Source organism: Helicobacter mehlei (assembly GCF_003660265.1).
Lineage (GTDB): Bacteria > Campylobacterota > Campylobacteria > Campylobacterales > Helicobacteraceae > Helicobacter > Helicobacter mehlei.
Genome location: NZ_QXQP01000028.1, coordinates 1 through 15520, shown reverse-complemented (window position 1 = coordinate 15520; position 15520 = coordinate 1). Strand labels below are relative to the sequence as shown.

Here is a 15520-nt window from a genome sequence, read left to right as displayed (position 1 = left end):
GCGGGCTCACTCTTGGAGTAGAGGTGCTTTAGACCCGCCAGTGGCCAAGCCTTGTTGGGACCTTCAATCCTCTAGCTTTGAGCGCGGGGAGTGTGTTAAAAATACACGAAAAAGGGATAAAGCCCATCCCTAAAGAGGAGGAACATACCGACTTTAATTGACATACTCCCCATAGCTAAAGCTAGGGCTTTACGGCGTGGTTGGTAATTTCCTTACAGATCACCTCAAGTTTTCTTGAGAATTTTTGTAAAAACCCGCCTTTGCCTTGCTAAATAGATTAGTCCACCACAGCTTAAACGCCACTTTACTTAACATCGTGAATCTCCTAAAATGCGCCACAAAATATTTAGTTTCCACTAACTAAGCCCTTTGTGCGCTTTTTGCTGTAAAATATCCCTTTCACCAAAATATCAAGGATTTCCGTTGGATTTGCAAACAAGACGTTGGCAGGCATTTAAAGCAAACAAGCGGGCGTTTTATGCGTTGGTTGTGTTTGTGGTGTTGTTTGTGTTATCGTTAATAGCGGAGCTTTGGGTCAATGACAGGCCCCTATTCATCTATAAAGATCACAAGGCTTATTTCCCCATTTTTAAAGATTACCCCGAAACCACCTTTGGGGGGGATTTTTACACCAGTACCGATTATAGCGACCCCTATGTCAGAAACCATTTGCTCAAAAACGCCCTTGTGATCCACCCTTTGATCCCCTATTCTTATGACACAATCATTATGGACCTAAAAAGCCCAGCCCCCACGCCCCCAAGCTCAAAACACTGGCTAGGCACGGACGATCAAGCCCGCGATGTGCTCGCACGCCTTGTCTATGGCTACCGCATTTCTATTTTATTTGGTTTGGTGTTGAGTTTGGGTAGTGTGGTGTTGGGCGTGGCGATCGGGGCGTTTCAGGGCTATTATGGCGGGCTATTAGACTTGCTAGGGCAACGCTTCATTGAGATTTGGAGCGGGATTCCTACCTTGTTTTTGCTCATCATTCTATCTAGTATTTTTACCCCTAACTTTTGGTGGCTTTTGCTGTTGGTGTTGGCTTTTTCTTGGATGGGGCTAGCCCAAGTGGTGCGCACCGAGTTTTTAAGGGGGCGCAACATGGACTATGTCAAGGCTTCTTACACACTGGGGGTGAGTGATGTGCGGGTGATTTTTTACCATATCTTGCCCAATGCGATGGTGGCAACCATCACTTATATCCCCTTTATCATGGCTGGGAGTATTGGGGCTTTGGTGAGCCTGGATTTTTTGGGTTTTGGTATGCCAGTAGGGAGTGCTAGTTTAGGGGAGCTACTCAATCAAGGCAAAAACAACCTATATGCCCCGCATTTGGCTTTGGTAGGCTTTTTTGCCATTGCGTTATTGCTTTCTATCTTAGTTTTTATCGGAGAGGGGGTCAGAGATGCTTTCAGTGCTACAAACTTCAAATAAGCTTTTGAGTGTCCAAGGGTTGCAAGCCCAAATCGGGCAGGATTTTTATTTGAAGGACATCAATCTAGATGTTTGTAGGGGGCAACGGGTGGGTTTGGTGGGTGAGAGTGGCAGTGGCAAAAGCTCGCTAGCCTCGTTGATCTTGCAATTGGTGCCATTTGTACGCGCCCTTAAGGGAGAAATCTTTTTTGAGGGGACAAATCTACTCACCCTCAAAACTAATGCAATCAGAGCCCTAAGAGGTGCACAAATCAGTTACATCGCTCAAGAGCCCCTAAGCGCGCTCAACCCTCTACACAAGATTAAAAAGCAAATCTTAGAGACTCTGTATCTGCATGCTAAGCCCACCAAGCAAGAGGCGCAAGCAAGATTAGAGGCGGTCATGACACAAGTGGGGCTATCTATGGACTTGTGCCCGAGATACCCCTATGAACTCAGTGGGGGGCAAAACCAGCGAGTCGCCCTAGCCATGGCTTTAATCAACCGCCCTAAACTCTTAATCTGTGATGAACCCACCACCGCCCTAGATGCCCAAATCCAACAACAAATTTTGGATTTGCTGGTGCGCTTGAGCGTGCAAAATGACATGGCAATCTTGCTTATTAGTCACGATCTGGGTGCAGTCAGGCATGTTACACAGCATGTCTATGTCTTGCAAGAAGGGCGCATTTGTGAGCAGGCTAGCACGGATCAACTCTTTAAAGCTCCCAAACACCCCTATACCCAAATGCTTTTACAAGCCCGCCACTTAACTAGGAAAAACAGCGCGCCCCAGCCCCAAGAAATCATGAGCGTCAAGGATTTTGGGGTGCGCTATGTTCAAAAGAAATTTTTTGGCAAAAATAGCTATTTCCAAGCTATCCAAGGCGTGTGCTTTGCCCTACATGCTAAGGAAACTTTGGGCGTGATTGGCGAATCGGGCAGTGGCAAGAGTTCTTTAGCCATGGGATTATTAAAATTAGCCCCCACGCAAGGGCAACAAATTTTATTGCAACAAAGCGTGCAAGCCTTGAGCCCCAAAGCTTTTAAGCCCTTCAGACGATCGTTGCAAATGGTCTTTCAAAATCCCTTTGCCTCTTTAAATCCGCGTTGGAGTGTGCAAGAGATTTTGCTAGAAGCCTTTTATGGGGCTAGGATCAAGACTGGTTTAGATCGGGTACGTGCCAGCTTAGAGGCGGTGGGCTTAGAGGCGAAGTTTTTAGATTATTACCCTTTTGAGCTCAGCGGGGGGCAACGCCAGAGAGTTGCCATTGCGCGCGCTATTCTCTCCCACCCCCAAGTGGTGGTGATGGACGAGCCCACCTCTGCGCTGGATAAGAGCATGCAAAAAATCGTGTTGCACTTGCTTTTAGAATTGCAAGAAAAGCGCAACCTGAGTTATGTTTTTATTAGCCATGATTTAGCCGTGATTGAGAGCATGTGTGATAGCGTTTTGGTGGTGCAAAAAGGGCAGGTGGTGGAGAGCGGTTCGCTTGATCAAGTCTTTGGCCACCCCAAACACCCCTACACCCAGCAACTACTAGCCACGCGTTTAACTTGACTTATTAAATAAATATTGCTAGAATCAAGGTTTTTATGCGGGAATAGCTCAGTGGTAGAGCACGACCTTGCCAAGGTCGGGGCCGCGGGTTCGATCCCCGTTTCCCGCTCCATCATGATTTTTACCCTGTTTTACTCATTTGCCCAGGTGGTGGAATAGGTAGACACAAGGGACTTAAAATCCCTCGGTAGCAATACCGTGCCGGTTCAAGTCCGGCTTTGGGCACCATGGCGACGTAGCCAAGTGGTAAGGCATGGGTCTGCAAAACCTTGATTCCCCGGTTCAAATCCGGGCGTCGCCTCCATTTTTAAACTTTCACAACGGGAGATGGCTGAGTGGTTGAAAGCGGCGGTCTTGAAAACCGTTGAGGGTAACACCTCCGGGGGTTCGAATCCCTCTCTCCCGGCCAGCTCATCTTAAGGACTCCCTTGGGTCATTCCCTCCTAAGTTTGCTTGTCCCGGTTTTTGTCATTGTAATGGTTATTTTTACCAAAAGAGTCGCTCTCTCGCTTTTAAGCGGGATTGTCCTGGGCTCTTTAATCATGACAGAAGGGCATTTATCCGAAGTATTGATCTACATCTACCATAAAATCAGTGCGGTTTTTTACCGGGTGGATGAAAATGGGATACAGATTAATTCTAGCAGTGTCTATGTCTTTTTGTTCTTGATTATCTTGGGCATTTTGAGTCAAATTATTGCCGCTTGTGGGGCGATCAATTCCTTTGTGCTGTGGGCTAAAAAATATGTTAAAAGCCCGCGCCAATCAGAGGGGATCGCCCTATTAGCGGGGATTGTGATTTTCATTGATGACTACTTTAACGCCCTCATTGTGGGGCAAATCAGCAAATCGCTCAACGACTCGCATCAAAGTAGCCGCGAGAGGCTAGCCTATATCATCGACTCCACCTCAGCCCCGGTGTGTTTGCTAGTGCCTATCTCTAGCTGGGGGGCTTATATTGTGGGGGTGATGCAAAATGAGGGCTCGCCCTTGCTTAAAGATAGTTTTGCGTTGCTTTTGGAAAGTATGGGGAGCAATTATTATGCATGGTTTGCGCTGGTGGCGGTGTTCTTGGCTATTGTGTGGCAAATCAATTTGCCCGCCATGCAAAAATACCGCAATGTGGGCGTGCAAGATTTGCAAATCTCTCTAGATGATCGCCCCCGTGCGCCCATCTCTATTTTGATTGTAAGCATCCTATCCTTGATTGTAGGGATCACGGGGCTTATTCTTTATACCGGCTATAGTGCCAGCCACTCCACCCACTGGCTAGAGATTTTCAAGCACACCAATACCGCCTTTGCCCTCTTTTTTGGGGGACTTTTGGCTCTTTTTTTAACCACCGCTCTAGCCTATGCTTATTTGCCCAAAAAATCCCTCTTTTCTCTTGGATTCAAGGGCCTTAAAAGCATGGCAGGGGCGATCTGGGTGCTCATCTTAGCTTGGTCAATAGGTCCCATGATTCGTGATGATTTACAAACGGGGATTTATTTAGCCAACTTGATCCAACACTTTCAGGGCGTGGTGGTGCTAACCCCCTTGCTTCTTTTTCTCATCTCTAGCTTTATTGCTTTTACCACGGGCACTAGCTGGGGCGCATTTGCGATCATGCTCCCCATTGGGGCGGGCATGGTCGGTGTTATGGGCGGGGATATTGTATTGGTGATCTCAGCTATTCTCTCGGGAGCTGTCTATGGGGATCACGCCTCGCCCATTTCTGACACAACAATTCTTTCGGCCACAGGGGCGGGTTGCTCTGTGCAAAGCCATTTTTTAACCCAACTGCCCTATGCCACACTCACCGCCACTTGCGCTTTAGTGGCATTCTTGGGGGCTAGTTTGTTTTCTAAGGCTGTGGGCTTTATGGTGGGGCTAGTTTTACTCGTGGGGACTTTCTACATTTTAAAAGAGGTGTTCAAACGCCCTAGTGCGTGAAAAAACAGCTAGAACGCACCACAACAACCCCTTTTTTATTGTCTTACCACCATGTCGGATCAAGCCTGCACAGAATTTGGGATGGTGGGTTTGGCAACCAAGATCCCGCTCAAAATATCCAAGCAAGCCATGTTCTCCACAGCAAACCCCTTAAACTTCATTTTTCTTTTAATCGTTTGATTTTAGCCCCCAAGGCGTTCATCTTGAGCTCTAGACTCTCATACCCGCGATCCAAGTGGTAAATGCGGTGCACTCTACTTTTACCCTTAGCCACTAAAGCGGCCAAGATGAGTGCTGAGGAAGCCCTTAAATCGGTGGCCATCACATCTGCTCCCATTAACACACAATCCCCGTTGATCTGAGCCAATGCGCCTTTTAAACTAATATCAGCCCCCATGCGTTGCAATTCGCTGACATGCATGAAGCGGTTTTCAAATAAACGTTCCTCAATCAAGCTACTCCCTTCACACTGGGTCGCCAACGCCATAAATTGGGCTTGCAAATCGGTAGGAAAACCCGGATACTCTGTGGTGATGATCTCAAAGCCCTTGCGGGTGCGTGCTTTGTGGATGGTGAGTGTGTCTTCTGTGATGTCGATTTTAAAGCCAATTTCGCTTAATTTGCTTAAAATTGCCTCCAAATGGTGGGCATTGGTATTGCTCAAAGAGAGTGTAGAATTAGTGATAGCAGCAGCGCATAGATAAGTCCCGCATTCAATGCGATCGGGAATGATATGAATGGGTTTAAAGTGTAGGGCCTGCCCCTTTGTGCCCTGAATGCTCAGCTCAGAACTGCCTACCCCGCTAATCTCCACCCCAGCACTTTGCAAAAAATGGCACAACTGCACCACTTCGGGTTCTTTAGCTGCATTGATGATCTTAGTTTCCCCTTTTGCCAAGCTAGCAGCCATGAGGATATTTTCGGTGCCCGTAACAGTGATCTTGTCTAAAATAATATCACAGCCCTTTAGCCCATGTTTAGCCTTAGCGATGATATAGCCCTTTTCGATGTGGATATGCGCCCCCATTTTTTCTAAGGCTCTTAAGTGCAAATCCACTGGTCTAGCCCCAATGGCACACCCCCCGGGCAAGCTCACCGCACACGAGCCAAAGCGTGCCAACAGCGGTCCTAGCACCAAAATTGAGGCGCGCATTTTGCGCACAATGTCATAAGGGGCTTGTAAATTTGTGATATGGGGCGTGCCTATTTCTAAGGTGTGGGAGTCATGCCTTTGAATTTGCACGCCCAAGTGCTCTAAGAGTTCGAGCAATGCACTCACATCGGCTACAGCCGGCAAACCGCTGATCGCCACGTTCTCTTGCTCTAAAAGCGTGCTGGCCAAAATGGGCAAAGCGGCATTTTTAGCCCCCGAGATAGGTACACTCCCTTTTAAAGGCTCTTGTCCTTTAATCTCTAAGTAGTCCAAATCATTCCTTTAGTCTTTCTTCTTGTATTTGAGGGCTAGTCCAATGGTGTTGGCGATGGCTTTTTGGATTTTGGGATTCACATCTTCCAAGTCCTGTCCAAATTTGATACTCGAATCCAGATCCAAAAATTCCGATTCGGCTAATTTCCCCACAAAATCCAGCCAATCGCCCTCTTTGGCACTCTTGGGCAAAACTTGGTAGTGGCGGACAAAGTCTTGAAAAATAGCATCGTAACTTTCTTTGTCCTGAACATCTCTAAAGGCTTGATCTAATTCTTTCAGCGTGGGGATTTTAGGGGGCGGAGGCGGGGGTTTGATGTGGGCATAGACAAAGCCGATGATCAAAACAGGGAAGGCTAGTAGAAAACTAGCAACCCAGTAAAAGCCATAAAACCATAGATCATACATGGCTAATGGGATTGCGCGTAGAGATGGTAAAAATCATTGGTCGCCTGCACAAAGCCGTGCATGTTCCCACAATCATAACGCTTGCCTTGAAACTTGTAAGCTAGGACCAACTTGCTTTGGGCTTGTTGCAAGAGCGCGTCTGTGATTTGGATTTCGTTGTTTTTGCCCGGTGGGGTGTTTTTGAGCACCTCAAAAATATCAGGGGTCAAGATATAACGCCCGATCACGGCTAGATTGCTCGGAGCTTCCTCAGACTTGGGCTTTTCGACCATGTCGCTTACTTGATAAACCCCGTTGGCAATTTCTTGCCCGCAAATCACGCCGTATTGATGCACCTCAGCCAATGCCACTTCTTCAATGGCAACAATGCAACATTGGTATTTGGCATATAAATCCACCATTTGGCGCAAAACCCCCATACCCGGCGCATTGACACACAGATCGTCTGCTAAGATCACACAAAAGGGTTCATTGCCAATCAAGGTTTGGGCGGTATGGATGGCATGCCCTAATCCCTTCATCTCAAGTTGCCGGGTGTAGGAAAAACGGCAAGTTTGCATGATGGTGCGAATCCCGGCTAAAGATTGTTCTTTGTTGGTTCCATTAATTTGGTGCTCTAATTCATAGCTAATATCAAAATGATCTTCAATGGCGCGCTTACCCCGCCCGGTTACAATTGCCATTGTGTCGCAACCTGCTTCCATCGCCTCCTCCACGCCATATTGGATCAAGGGCTTATTAGCAATGGGGAGCATTTCTTTAGGCATCGCCTTGGTGGCAGGTAAAAAGCGCGTGCCATACCCAGCAGCAGGGAAAAGGCATTTTTTAATCATGGAGCGTCCTTAAGAGTGGCATCAAAAAAGGCGTTGATGTCAAAATGGTGGGGTTCTCCTTGCTCACGGGCAAAAAGTTTTTGGTAAATGATGTAGTTGGCCATGACCTTTTGCCCATAAAGGCGTGTTTCACTATAGGGGATCAGTTCCATGCTCAGCCATGGCTCAAATTTGCGCTGGCGGGTGAAAAAATGCCTCTCTTTTAAAAGATGTCTGAAAAACTTAGGCCCGCCATTGTAAGAATAAGCTACAAAAAGCGGGTGTTTGAATTCCTCTTTTAGGTAGTTGAGGTAATAATTCCCAAAGACTAGGGCGATCTTGGGGTTGAACATATCGGTTAGCTTGGTGGGTCCTGCACCGATCTGGCGGGCAAAAGGGGCGACATTGAAGGGCATGATCTGCATCAAGCCCAACGCATAGGAACGGGAGACCAAAGCGGGCAATAATAGACTCTCTTGGCGCGCCACAGCGTAAGCCAAAGCTTTTTCAGGTACGCTTTTCCAAGAGATGACCCCCTCATAGGGGGCCAAAAAATAGTTTCTTTGTCTGTTGTAGTAGCGATCTAAAAAATAAGCCAAGTGGGGGGTAGTTTGCGTTGTCTTAAGAGGTTCTAGGGCTTTTAAAAAGGCATTTTTATCTTGAATAGCTAAAATTTTATCCCTTAAAATCTGCCATTCAAAAGGGTCTTCGATGTCAAAATTGGGGTTTTTGTGGGTGATGCCCTCTAGGGTGCTCACAATTTTGTATTTGGGGGTGGTGCCTAGATTCAAATTCGCATAAATGCTAAAGAGATCGGGGGAGGTGCTTTGGCTTAGGGTGTGTAGGTAGGTTTTGTTGTGGCTCACCAGATATTGCCAAAAGAGGGCTCTATTTTTCAAAAAGCTACTATCTGCTTCTTGAGCAGAGCGTTTAAAATACTCTAAAGCCAAACTAAGCCCATCATGCATGGCCGCATTCAAGCCCAGAATAAAAAAAGTCTTGGAATCTGAATGGGTGATGCGTGCTCGGGCTAGGGATTTTTTGAAGTGTAAAAAGCGCGCGTCCCGCACAATGCGCCGAAGAATATCATTAAAAACGGGGTCATTTTGATTGACTAGATAAACTAGTGTTTTGGGATCGATTGCATGGTCTAAAAGCTGGAGTCGCTGTTTGTAGGTGAGTGCATTGTAGATGGTGGCTAGCGTGGCAACACCGGTTTTGACAAACTCTTTTAACATATCTTGGCTCAACAGAATATCCATAAAAGTGTAGAGTTTGGGATTTGTAGAGGCGATCTTTTGTTGCAAGAAAGATAACAACTCGCGATCTGAAAAATTCTTAGCGTGGTTAAAAATGCGCGAGATGGTTAAACCGGTTGCGATGCATTTGCTATTTTCTAAAGCAAGCTCTTTGAGCGAGAGGCGGTGGCACACATTGCCCCGTGTGGTTGTAAGAGCTTTTTTTTGAATCATCGCTGCTTGGATGCGCGCGCTCTTGCTATTCACTAGAGTATAAGCTTCTTGGGCTTCCTCGGCTGTGGTGCTCTTTTCTTGCAAAAACATCCAAATATAAAAATCCCGTGCAATGCCCTTGGGTTTGCTTTTGAGGAAATCTAGGGTGATCTCTTGGGCTAAAAGCGTACCGGCAAACATGCTTGCTAGGAGCGCAATTTTAACAATGGAGCGCATGGTTATCCTCGTGAATAGGCAAATAATAACTGCACCAAGGTCATGTCTATGAATTTTAAAAAGATAATCACGGCTAGGGGAGAGAGATCGATCCCATTAAACACCACAAAGGGCATGATTTGGCGGATTTTTTGGAAGAGCGGTTCGGTGAGGCGGTAGAGCATTTGCACGATCACATTGGATGGATCGGGGCGGATGAAGCTCAGCACAGAGGCGATGATCACGATCCACATGTAAAAGTTGATGAGATTATGCAAGATCGTTGCCAATGCACCTAGGATAGTGCTAGCAACCATGCGCACCCCCTAACACGAGAATTTGATTCAAAAAGGGCTTGAGGTGGGGGTAGAGCAGGGCCAATTCCACGCCTTTTAACTCACCGGTGAGCAAGAGACGCAAGGACTTGAAAAAATCCTTGCCTTTCAGCTGGCTTTTTTGCATGGCCAGTTGCTTAAACTCTGTAAAATCCTCACAAATAGGCATGCTTTTAAGCACGCTAAATAATTGCAAACAAGGCTGTTTAAAATCGCGATCGCCCTCTTGTTGGTTAATATCTTTGGGCGCAAACACCGCATGCAATTTTGCTTGCAATTCTGCTAGCGTGCTACACTCTTGTAAAAAAAGTCGGGCTAACTGGGCTTTTTGGGGGTGATCCAGCTTTAAAAGCGCGCCCAATTCCTCAAGGCTTAAGCACTCTAAATGGCGGTGGTTAAGATGGCGCAAATAGGCTAGATCAAACTTTGCGCCCGCTGGACTCACGCGCTCCATTTGTAACCACTGGGTAGCCTCCTGCAGGCTAAAAAGCTCGCTGGGGGGGTTGTAACCCAAAGAGAGCAGATAATTGGCGATGCTTTGGGGTAAAAAACCTTCTTGGATGAGCCACTCCACGCTAGAGGCGGCGTTTCTTTTGCTCATCTTTTTGCCATCTTCAAAGTTTAACAAAATAGGCAAATGGGCGTATAACAAATCCTGGGTGGGTAAGTTGAGTGCGCGCCTCAAGGCTTGCTGGATCAAAATCTGTTTAGGAGTGTTGCTGACATGATCTTCGCCCCGAATGATGTAGCTAATCTTGTAGGTCAAATCATCGCATGCACACGCAAAATTATAGGTGGGGGTGTTATTGGAGCGCAAAATCACAAAACTATCTAACTCAAAGGGATCAAAACCCAAAGTCCCCTTGATAACATCTTGAAATTGCAGGCGTTGCGTGCCACCCTTTAAGCGCACCACTGGGTGGGGATTGCTTTTTTGTTCTATCAGTGCCCAAGAGTCCTCGTACCGGAAGGGTTTATTGGCTTGCAGGGCTTCTTGCTTTTTGGTTTCTAAAAACGATGGGGTGCAGTGGCAATAAAAAGCCTCCCCATGATCTAGGAGTTTTTGGGCATATTCTAAATGTGTGGGTAAATTTGCACTCTGATAAACCAAATGATCCCAAGAAATACCCATGCTTTCTAGGATTTTTAAAATCTCTTGATCTTTGCCCGGGATATTGCGCTCCAAGTCGGTATCTTCAATGCGCACCATCAAGGGTTGTTGCAATTGCCTAGCCACCACAAAATTAAACAGGGCGACCCGCAAATTCCCAATGTGCATGCTTCCAGTCGGGGAGGGCGCAAAACGCAACATTCTAAAGCCTTTTTGGAAAGATTATACCTAAAATGGTGTTTTAAAGTAAAGGCATGTCCTCAATTCTAATCCCACAAACTCCCACAACTGGCAAGCCTTGAGATTTGGCACGCTTAGTTATGGTTATGGGAGTGCCAAAAACTCCTGTACCAGATACCCGTATTCAACATTTTTAGGGCTTTATCCCAAATACGGGATTTTTGCCAATTGTCTTGACATTCTTAAAACAGATATGCGTAACTCACATAAAATTCTTCATGGCGGTCTATGATGAGACCTTGTTTGAGGGTTTGTTGTGTACCGGCATTGTGGTTGCCATAGTTATACCAGTTGTGTGCGGTGATCTTGTAGTAGGGGAATTTCCAACCCACATTGATCCGGTTATGCTTGCCTAAATAAAGTTGGTAGCCCACATTGACAAAAAACCCCCCCCCAGCAGCAAAAAAACGCGTTTTGGGGTTATAACCTAATGCGCCCAAAACCTCATTTTTAAAAACATCGCTCCAAAGCATTGCGTATTCCACGCCCCCGCCCACAAACACGCCCATTTTGAAAAAAAACATCTTGGCATAGACTCTTTTGAGCCAATAATCTAAGGGGATATTTAAAAATACATCTACATTGAGCCCAAAAGTCATAAAGTGTGCGGGCATGTTGAGCAACACGGCTTGGGGGTTGGGGGTGGGGCATAATCCTAGGGGGTTATTGGCACTAAGAGGGACACAAGGAGAGGTGTAATTTATGGGAACACCTAAAGTGGTGCTACCGGGGATAGCTTTTAGAGAATTTGAGTTATTCCCTGTGATAATCTCAGGAATCGCATCCCCCGTTGTAGGGTCGATGGCTTTGACGTACTGGGGGTTGTAGTTTTTGCCCCCGTTATTTTGCACCTTGTAACGGCTACCTAAGTTGGCATTGGCGTATTCTAGCGTGCCATAAACCCGCAAGCCACTAATGGCAAATTTATCAAAAAAGATTTCATCGCCCACGCTGTAGGTGAAGGCAAAACCCGCACTTTTTTTAGGGCTTGTTTTATAAAACCCCGTGATTTCATCGCCCTTGCACAGACTTTTAGGGCACACAAGTTGGCTACTACTAGGCATGGTGCTAGGGTTACTCATGCTCACTTGCTGGCTAAAGGTGCTCTCAAACCCGCCCACATAGCCCAAACGCGCACCCGTAAAGACATGATTTTTGAGTGCCCCCAAAGACTGCAATAAACCCAAAAAGCCCACCCAAACAAGCCACCTCATCATATACTTTGCCGATTCAAGGTGATAATTTGGGGCAGGTTATCTAGGGGTATTGCCGTGCTAAAAAATTCCTCAATCTGCACACGGCTTTGTTTAGGGCAGATCATGGAATTGACCACACCTTTAAATGCACTGGCTTGGGCGTGCCCTTTGGCATAAGCGTGCAAGTTTTTACGGAACATCACCACCCCCCGATCCCCATAAAAAGCCACCATCTTATCAAAATGCTCCAAGACCAAATCTTTTTTCACAAGGGCGGGTAATTCCTCTGTGTTATGCTTGATCTGCCAAAAAATCCACGGCTTAATCAAGCTTGCCCGCCCGATCATCACGCCTTGTGCCCCCGTGTAATTGAGCACTTCCCTAGCCTTGGATGCGCTATCAATCTCGCCATTGGCAATTAAGGGCTTGTTTAAAATGGCGCGCATTGCCCGCACGCTCTCATAGTCAATTTTCTCTTTTTTGTAGCGATCAGCTCGTGTGCGCGCATGCACTACCACAAAATCCACAGGGGCATCATTGAGCGCATGGGCAATCTCTAGGGGGATTTTAGACTCAAAGCCCAAACGCACCTTCACGCTAGTGTAGGGCTTATTGGTGTTTTCTTTAATCACCCTTAAGAGCTGGACTAAATGCTTCAAATCTTTGAGTAACCCACTCCCATTGCCATGGTTGGCCACTTTGGGGGCTGGGCAACCACAATTAAAATCTAAAATATCAATCCCCTCTACTCCGTTTAACAACTCCACCGCCCTTTGCACGATTTCAGTCTTAGAACCAGCAATTTGCACGCTAAAGGGCTCTTCTTCAGGGGAGCGTGCCCACATCTTGGCATTTTTCTCAAAGGCATAGACCAGCGCATGGGAGCTGACCATTTCACTCACGGTAACATCCACCCCAAAGCGTTTCACCACACTTCTAAAGGGCAAGTCCGTATAACCCGCTAGGGGGGCTAGGAATAACAAATTATCAAAATGGAGTCTAGACATAAGTGCTATTCTAGCTAATCTTGTCTTAATTTGTCTGCCCACTTACGGGCTAGGGCAAACAAGGGAGACAACTCATTAGGGGTTTTTTCTAAGATCACACTTTCTAAACAATATTGCAAGCATGCCTTAAACTGCGCGCCTTTGAGTCCGATCGCTTTTAAATGGTTGCCCCTGATTTTTAAAAAGTCCAAGGAATAGACCGCCCCTTTAGTCTCTTTGAATTGCGCCCTTAGTGCCACGCTTAATGGCTCATTGGTGCTTGCTAGCCAGCCCAAAAACGCCCGAAATGCGCTCAAACTTAAAATCTGCAATTGTTGTTTCACCCAAACCCTATTTTCACAAGGGCGGGCATTTTGGATATAGGTATGGAGTTCGTTGAGGGCTTTGGTGGTTTTTTTGGGGAGTTTGAGGTGTTCTTGCAAGGTGTTAAGTTGGGCGGGGTCTAAGTGTTGGCTACACACTAAGAGCCTTGAGAGCAAATTAGGCGGGGTGTTGCCTAGATTTTTGAGATGATTAGAACACAGAGGCACGCCTAAAAAAGACTCCAAGATTTCTTGGTGATCCACGCACACCACACCCGCAAAATTGCCTAATAAAAGTTTGCAAAACTCATTTGTGATGCGCTCTTTGGCGATGTGTTTTAGCAGGGGGGCGTGTTGGATCAAGGCATGCGCGCTGAGAGGCTCAATTGCAAAGCCTAGCGTGCTCGCCAAACGCAAGACTCTTAAAATCCGCAAGGCATCTTCTTGCAAGCGCACAGAGGGGTTACCCACCAGCCTTAAAAGACGCGCCTTGAGGTCTTCAAGCCCACCATGCAAGTCCAAAAGTCCCTTTGTAGGGTGCAAGGCTAGGGCGTTAATGGTGAGATCGCGCCGTTTTAAATCCAGCTCAATGGAGCGCACAAAGGACACGCTTTGTGGGTGGCGGTAATCATGATAATCGCTCTCTTGCCTAAAAGTGGTGATCTCAAAAAATTGGCGTTGGTAATACACGCCCAAAGTGCCAAAGGCTTTGGCGTGCTTTAAAATTTTAAGTCTAGGAATGCCCCTTAAAAGCGCGCTTAATTCCTCAGGGGTAGCACTGCTAGCCAGATCGTAATCTTTAGGTTTCTTGCCCAACAACAAATCGCGCACACCCCCCCCCACTACATAGGCTTCAAAACCGCCCTCCTCAATATAAGCATGCAATGTTAAAAGAGTTTTGGGGAGTTTGCGCACCAAATGCCTACAGGGGTGATCCAAGTGAATGCCTTTATCTTTGCTATAATTGGGCTATTTTAACAAAGAGAAACCATGTTCAACCCCTTTGACCTCGCGGATTTCTTGGCAATGCGTTTTGAGGGCAGTTGTGTCCTCTGTTTTAGTGGCGGGCAGGATAGCACCACTCTAGCCCTTTGGGGCAAACATGCCTTTGGGCAAGTGTATTTGCTAGGCTTTGATTACGCCCAAAAACACGCCATTGAGTTAGAACAAGCCCAAAAGATCGCCCAGTTGCTCCATCTGCCCTATGCGTGCCTCTCTTTGGATTTTTTAGCCTCCATAAGTGCCTCCGCCCTCTTTACACACAGCACAGAGAGCATGCAGGCTAGCCATCCACGCAACCCGAATTTACCCGCCTCCTTTGTGCCCGATCGCAATGCACTATTTTTGACCCTCGCACACGCCTACGCCTTCAATTTGGGGGCAGATTTTGTGCTCGTGGGGGTCTCCCAACAAGATTATAGTGGCTATTTTGATTGCCGTGAAGTGTTTATTGCCAGCATGGAAGAGAGTTTAAACTTAGGGGCTTTTGGGAGCAAAGAAGGCATTAGCATTTTAGCCCCATTGATGTTTGCTAGCAAAGCCCAAGAGTTCCAGTTAGCCCAAGAGTTGGGGGGGTTAGACTTGGTGCTAGAGCATAGCCACACTTGCTATGAGGGTGTGCGCCACAAAAGGCATATTTATGGCTATGGATGCGGGGTGTGCCCAGCCTGTGCCTTGCGCCAAAAGGGTTATGCAGAGTTTTTAGAACATTATAAAAAAAATTGACACTATAAGACTAAAGTTTTATGCTATAATGTGCTTTAATTCATACAAAGGATTCAAATATGGGAAAAAGTTTATACACCACCCTAGAGGTGGGCGAGGGGGCGAGCAATGAGGAGATCAAAAAGTCTTATCGGCGTTTGGCGCGCAAATACCATCCAGATTTGAACAAGGGCAAGGAGGCAGAGGAAAAGTTTAAGGAGATCAATGCCGCTTATGAGATTTTGAGCGACCCACAAAAGCGTGCCCAATACGACCAATTCGGGGATAACATGTTTGGTGGGCAGAATTTCAGCGATTTTGCGCGTGCCCAAGGGCGTAACGCCAATTTTGATGATATTTTGTCCCAAATCTTTGGGGGTGGGGGCTTTAGAGGGGGGAGC

14 protein-coding genes and 4 tRNA genes are annotated in these 15520 nt (G+C 46.7%); 9 read left to right on the top strand and 9 right to left on the bottom strand.

Annotation, left to right across the window (positions count from 1 at the left end; genetic code table 11):
* Positions 1 to 423: 423 nt before the first annotated feature.
* The 7 genes from EAO36_RS07530 to EAO36_RS07500 all read left to right on the top strand — a co-directional run bounded on the left by EAO36_RS07530 (position 424) and on the right by EAO36_RS07500 (position 4911).
* Positions 424 to 1437 (top strand): ABC transporter permease, encoded by a 1014-nt coding sequence (locus EAO36_RS07530; RefSeq protein ID WP_120955939.1) that lies wholly within the window; start codon positions 424 to 426, stop codon positions 1435 to 1437.
* The gene (locus EAO36_RS07525; RefSeq protein ID WP_235852414.1) at positions 1409 to 2977 is read left to right on the top strand and encodes a dipeptide ABC transporter ATP-binding protein; all 1569 of its coding nucleotides are present in this window, start codon (positions 1409 to 1411) and stop codon (positions 2975 to 2977) included. Before EAO36_RS07530 ends, EAO36_RS07525 begins: the two co-directional genes overlap by 29 nt.
* Positions 2978 to 3014: 37 nt before the next feature.
* Positions 3015 to 3089 (top strand) — tRNA-Gly (locus EAO36_RS07520).
* Positions 3090 to 3118: 29 nt separating this feature from the next.
* Positions 3119 to 3205: transfer RNA gene (locus EAO36_RS07515), tRNA-Leu, on the top strand.
* 1 nt (position 3206) lies between these two features.
* Positions 3207 to 3281, top strand: a tRNA-Cys gene (locus tag EAO36_RS07510).
* A gap of 17 nt (positions 3282 to 3298) precedes the next feature.
* Positions 3299 to 3386: transfer RNA gene (locus EAO36_RS07505), tRNA-Ser, on the top strand.
* A gap of 19 nt (positions 3387 to 3405) precedes the next feature.
* A complete protein-coding gene (locus EAO36_RS07500; protein ID WP_120948691.1) occupies positions 3406 to 4911 on the top strand; it encodes a Na+/H+ antiporter NhaC family protein in 1506 nt (501 codons plus the stop codon).
* Between the two features lie 157 nt (positions 4912 to 5068).
* On the opposite strand, the gene murA is transcribed toward EAO36_RS07500, so the two are convergent.
* The 9 genes from murA to EAO36_RS07455 form a co-directional block, all read right to left on the bottom strand.
* The gene (gene murA / locus EAO36_RS07495) at positions 5069 to 6337 is read right to left on the bottom strand and encodes a UDP-N-acetylglucosamine 1-carboxyvinyltransferase (RefSeq protein WP_120948692.1); all 1269 of its coding nucleotides are present in this window, start codon (positions 6335 to 6337) and stop codon (positions 5069 to 5071) included.
* Positions 6338 to 6346: 9 nt separating this feature from the next.
* Positions 6347 to 6745, bottom strand: coding sequence for a hypothetical protein (locus tag EAO36_RS07490; protein ID WP_120948693.1), 399 nt, complete (start codon positions 6743 to 6745; stop codon positions 6347 to 6349).
* A 2-nt stretch (positions 6746 to 6747) separates the two neighbouring features.
* A complete protein-coding gene (gene galU, locus EAO36_RS07485; RefSeq protein WP_120955938.1) occupies positions 6748 to 7578 on the bottom strand; it encodes a UTP--glucose-1-phosphate uridylyltransferase GalU in 831 nt (276 codons plus the stop codon).
* On the bottom strand, positions 7575 to 9245 hold the full coding sequence (locus EAO36_RS07480; protein WP_120955937.1) for a lytic transglycosylase domain-containing protein: 1671 nt from the start codon (positions 9243 to 9245) through the stop codon (positions 7575 to 7577). The genes galU and EAO36_RS07480 overlap by 4 nt, the downstream gene beginning before the upstream one ends.
* Before the next feature lie 2 nt (positions 9246 to 9247).
* Positions 9248 to 9541, bottom strand: coding sequence for a YggT family protein (locus EAO36_RS07475; protein WP_120948696.1), 294 nt, complete (start codon positions 9539 to 9541; stop codon positions 9248 to 9250).
* Positions 9531 to 10871: a glutamate--tRNA ligase gene (gene gltX, locus EAO36_RS07470; protein ID WP_120948697.1), complete on the bottom strand. Its 1341-nt coding sequence runs from the start codon at positions 10869 to 10871 to the stop codon at positions 9531 to 9533. The genes EAO36_RS07475 and gltX overlap by 11 nt, the downstream gene beginning before the upstream one ends.
* 221 nt (positions 10872 to 11092) lie before the next feature.
* Positions 11093 to 12124, bottom strand: coding sequence for an outer membrane beta-barrel protein (locus tag EAO36_RS07465; RefSeq protein WP_235852304.1), 1032 nt, complete (start codon positions 12122 to 12124; stop codon positions 11093 to 11095).
* Entirely contained in the window at positions 12124 to 13113 is a 990-nt protein-coding gene (locus EAO36_RS07460; RefSeq protein WP_120948699.1) for a tRNA dihydrouridine synthase, read from the bottom strand. The genes EAO36_RS07465 and EAO36_RS07460 overlap by 1 nt, the downstream gene beginning before the upstream one ends.
* Before the next feature lie 14 nt (positions 13114 to 13127).
* Positions 13128 to 14354 carry a CCA tRNA nucleotidyltransferase gene (locus tag EAO36_RS07455; RefSeq protein ID WP_120948700.1) on the bottom strand — a complete coding sequence of 409 codons (1227 nt, stop codon included), beginning with the start codon at positions 14352 to 14354 and terminating at the stop codon, positions 13128 to 13130.
* 51 nt (positions 14355 to 14405) lie between these two features.
* Here EAO36_RS07455 and queC point away from each other — a divergent pair, with 51 nt between their 5' ends.
* Both queC and EAO36_RS07445 read left to right on the top strand, forming a co-directional pair.
* Positions 14406 to 15140, top strand: a complete 735-nt coding sequence (queC, locus tag EAO36_RS07450) for a 7-cyano-7-deazaguanine synthase QueC (protein WP_120948701.1) — start codon at positions 14406 to 14408, stop codon at positions 15138 to 15140.
* A 59-nt stretch (positions 15141 to 15199) separates the two neighbouring features.
* Positions 15200 to 15520 (top strand): DnaJ domain-containing protein (locus EAO36_RS07445; protein WP_162983281.1); only part of this gene is annotated, 321 nt, incomplete at its 3' end.

Excerpts from the sequence above, each read along its gene's own strand:
- EAO36_RS07525 (WP_235852414.1), top strand. The coding sequence starts at position 1,409 with ATGCTTTCAGTGCTACAAACTTCAAATAAGCTTTTGAGTGTCCAAGGG.
- galU (WP_120955938.1), bottom strand. The coding sequence starts at position 7,578 with ATGATTAAAAAATGCCTTTTCCCTGCTGCTGGGTATGGCACGCGCTTT.
- EAO36_RS07480 (WP_120955937.1), bottom strand. The coding sequence starts at position 9,245 with ATGCGCTCCATTGTTAAAATTGCGCTCCTAGCAAGCATGTTTGCCGGT.
- EAO36_RS07465 (WP_235852304.1), bottom strand. The coding sequence starts at position 12,124 with ATGAGGTGGCTTGTTTGGGTGGGCTTTTTGGGTTTATTGCAGTCTTTG.
- queC (WP_120948701.1), top strand. The coding sequence starts at position 14,406 with ATGTTCAACCCCTTTGACCTCGCGGATTTCTTGGCAATGCGTTTTGAG.
- EAO36_RS07490 (WP_120948693.1), bottom strand. The coding sequence starts at position 6,745 with ATGTATGATCTATGGTTTTATGGCTTTTACTGGGTTGCTAGTTTTCTA.
- gltX (WP_120948697.1), bottom strand. The coding sequence starts at position 10,871 with ATGTTGCGTTTTGCGCCCTCCCCGACTGGAAGCATGCACATTGGGAAT.
- EAO36_RS07475 (WP_120948696.1), bottom strand. The coding sequence starts at position 9,541 with ATGGTTGCTAGCACTATCCTAGGTGCATTGGCAACGATCTTGCATAAT.
- EAO36_RS07460 (WP_120948699.1), bottom strand. The coding sequence starts at position 13,113 with ATGTCTAGACTCCATTTTGATAATTTGTTATTCCTAGCCCCCCTAGCG.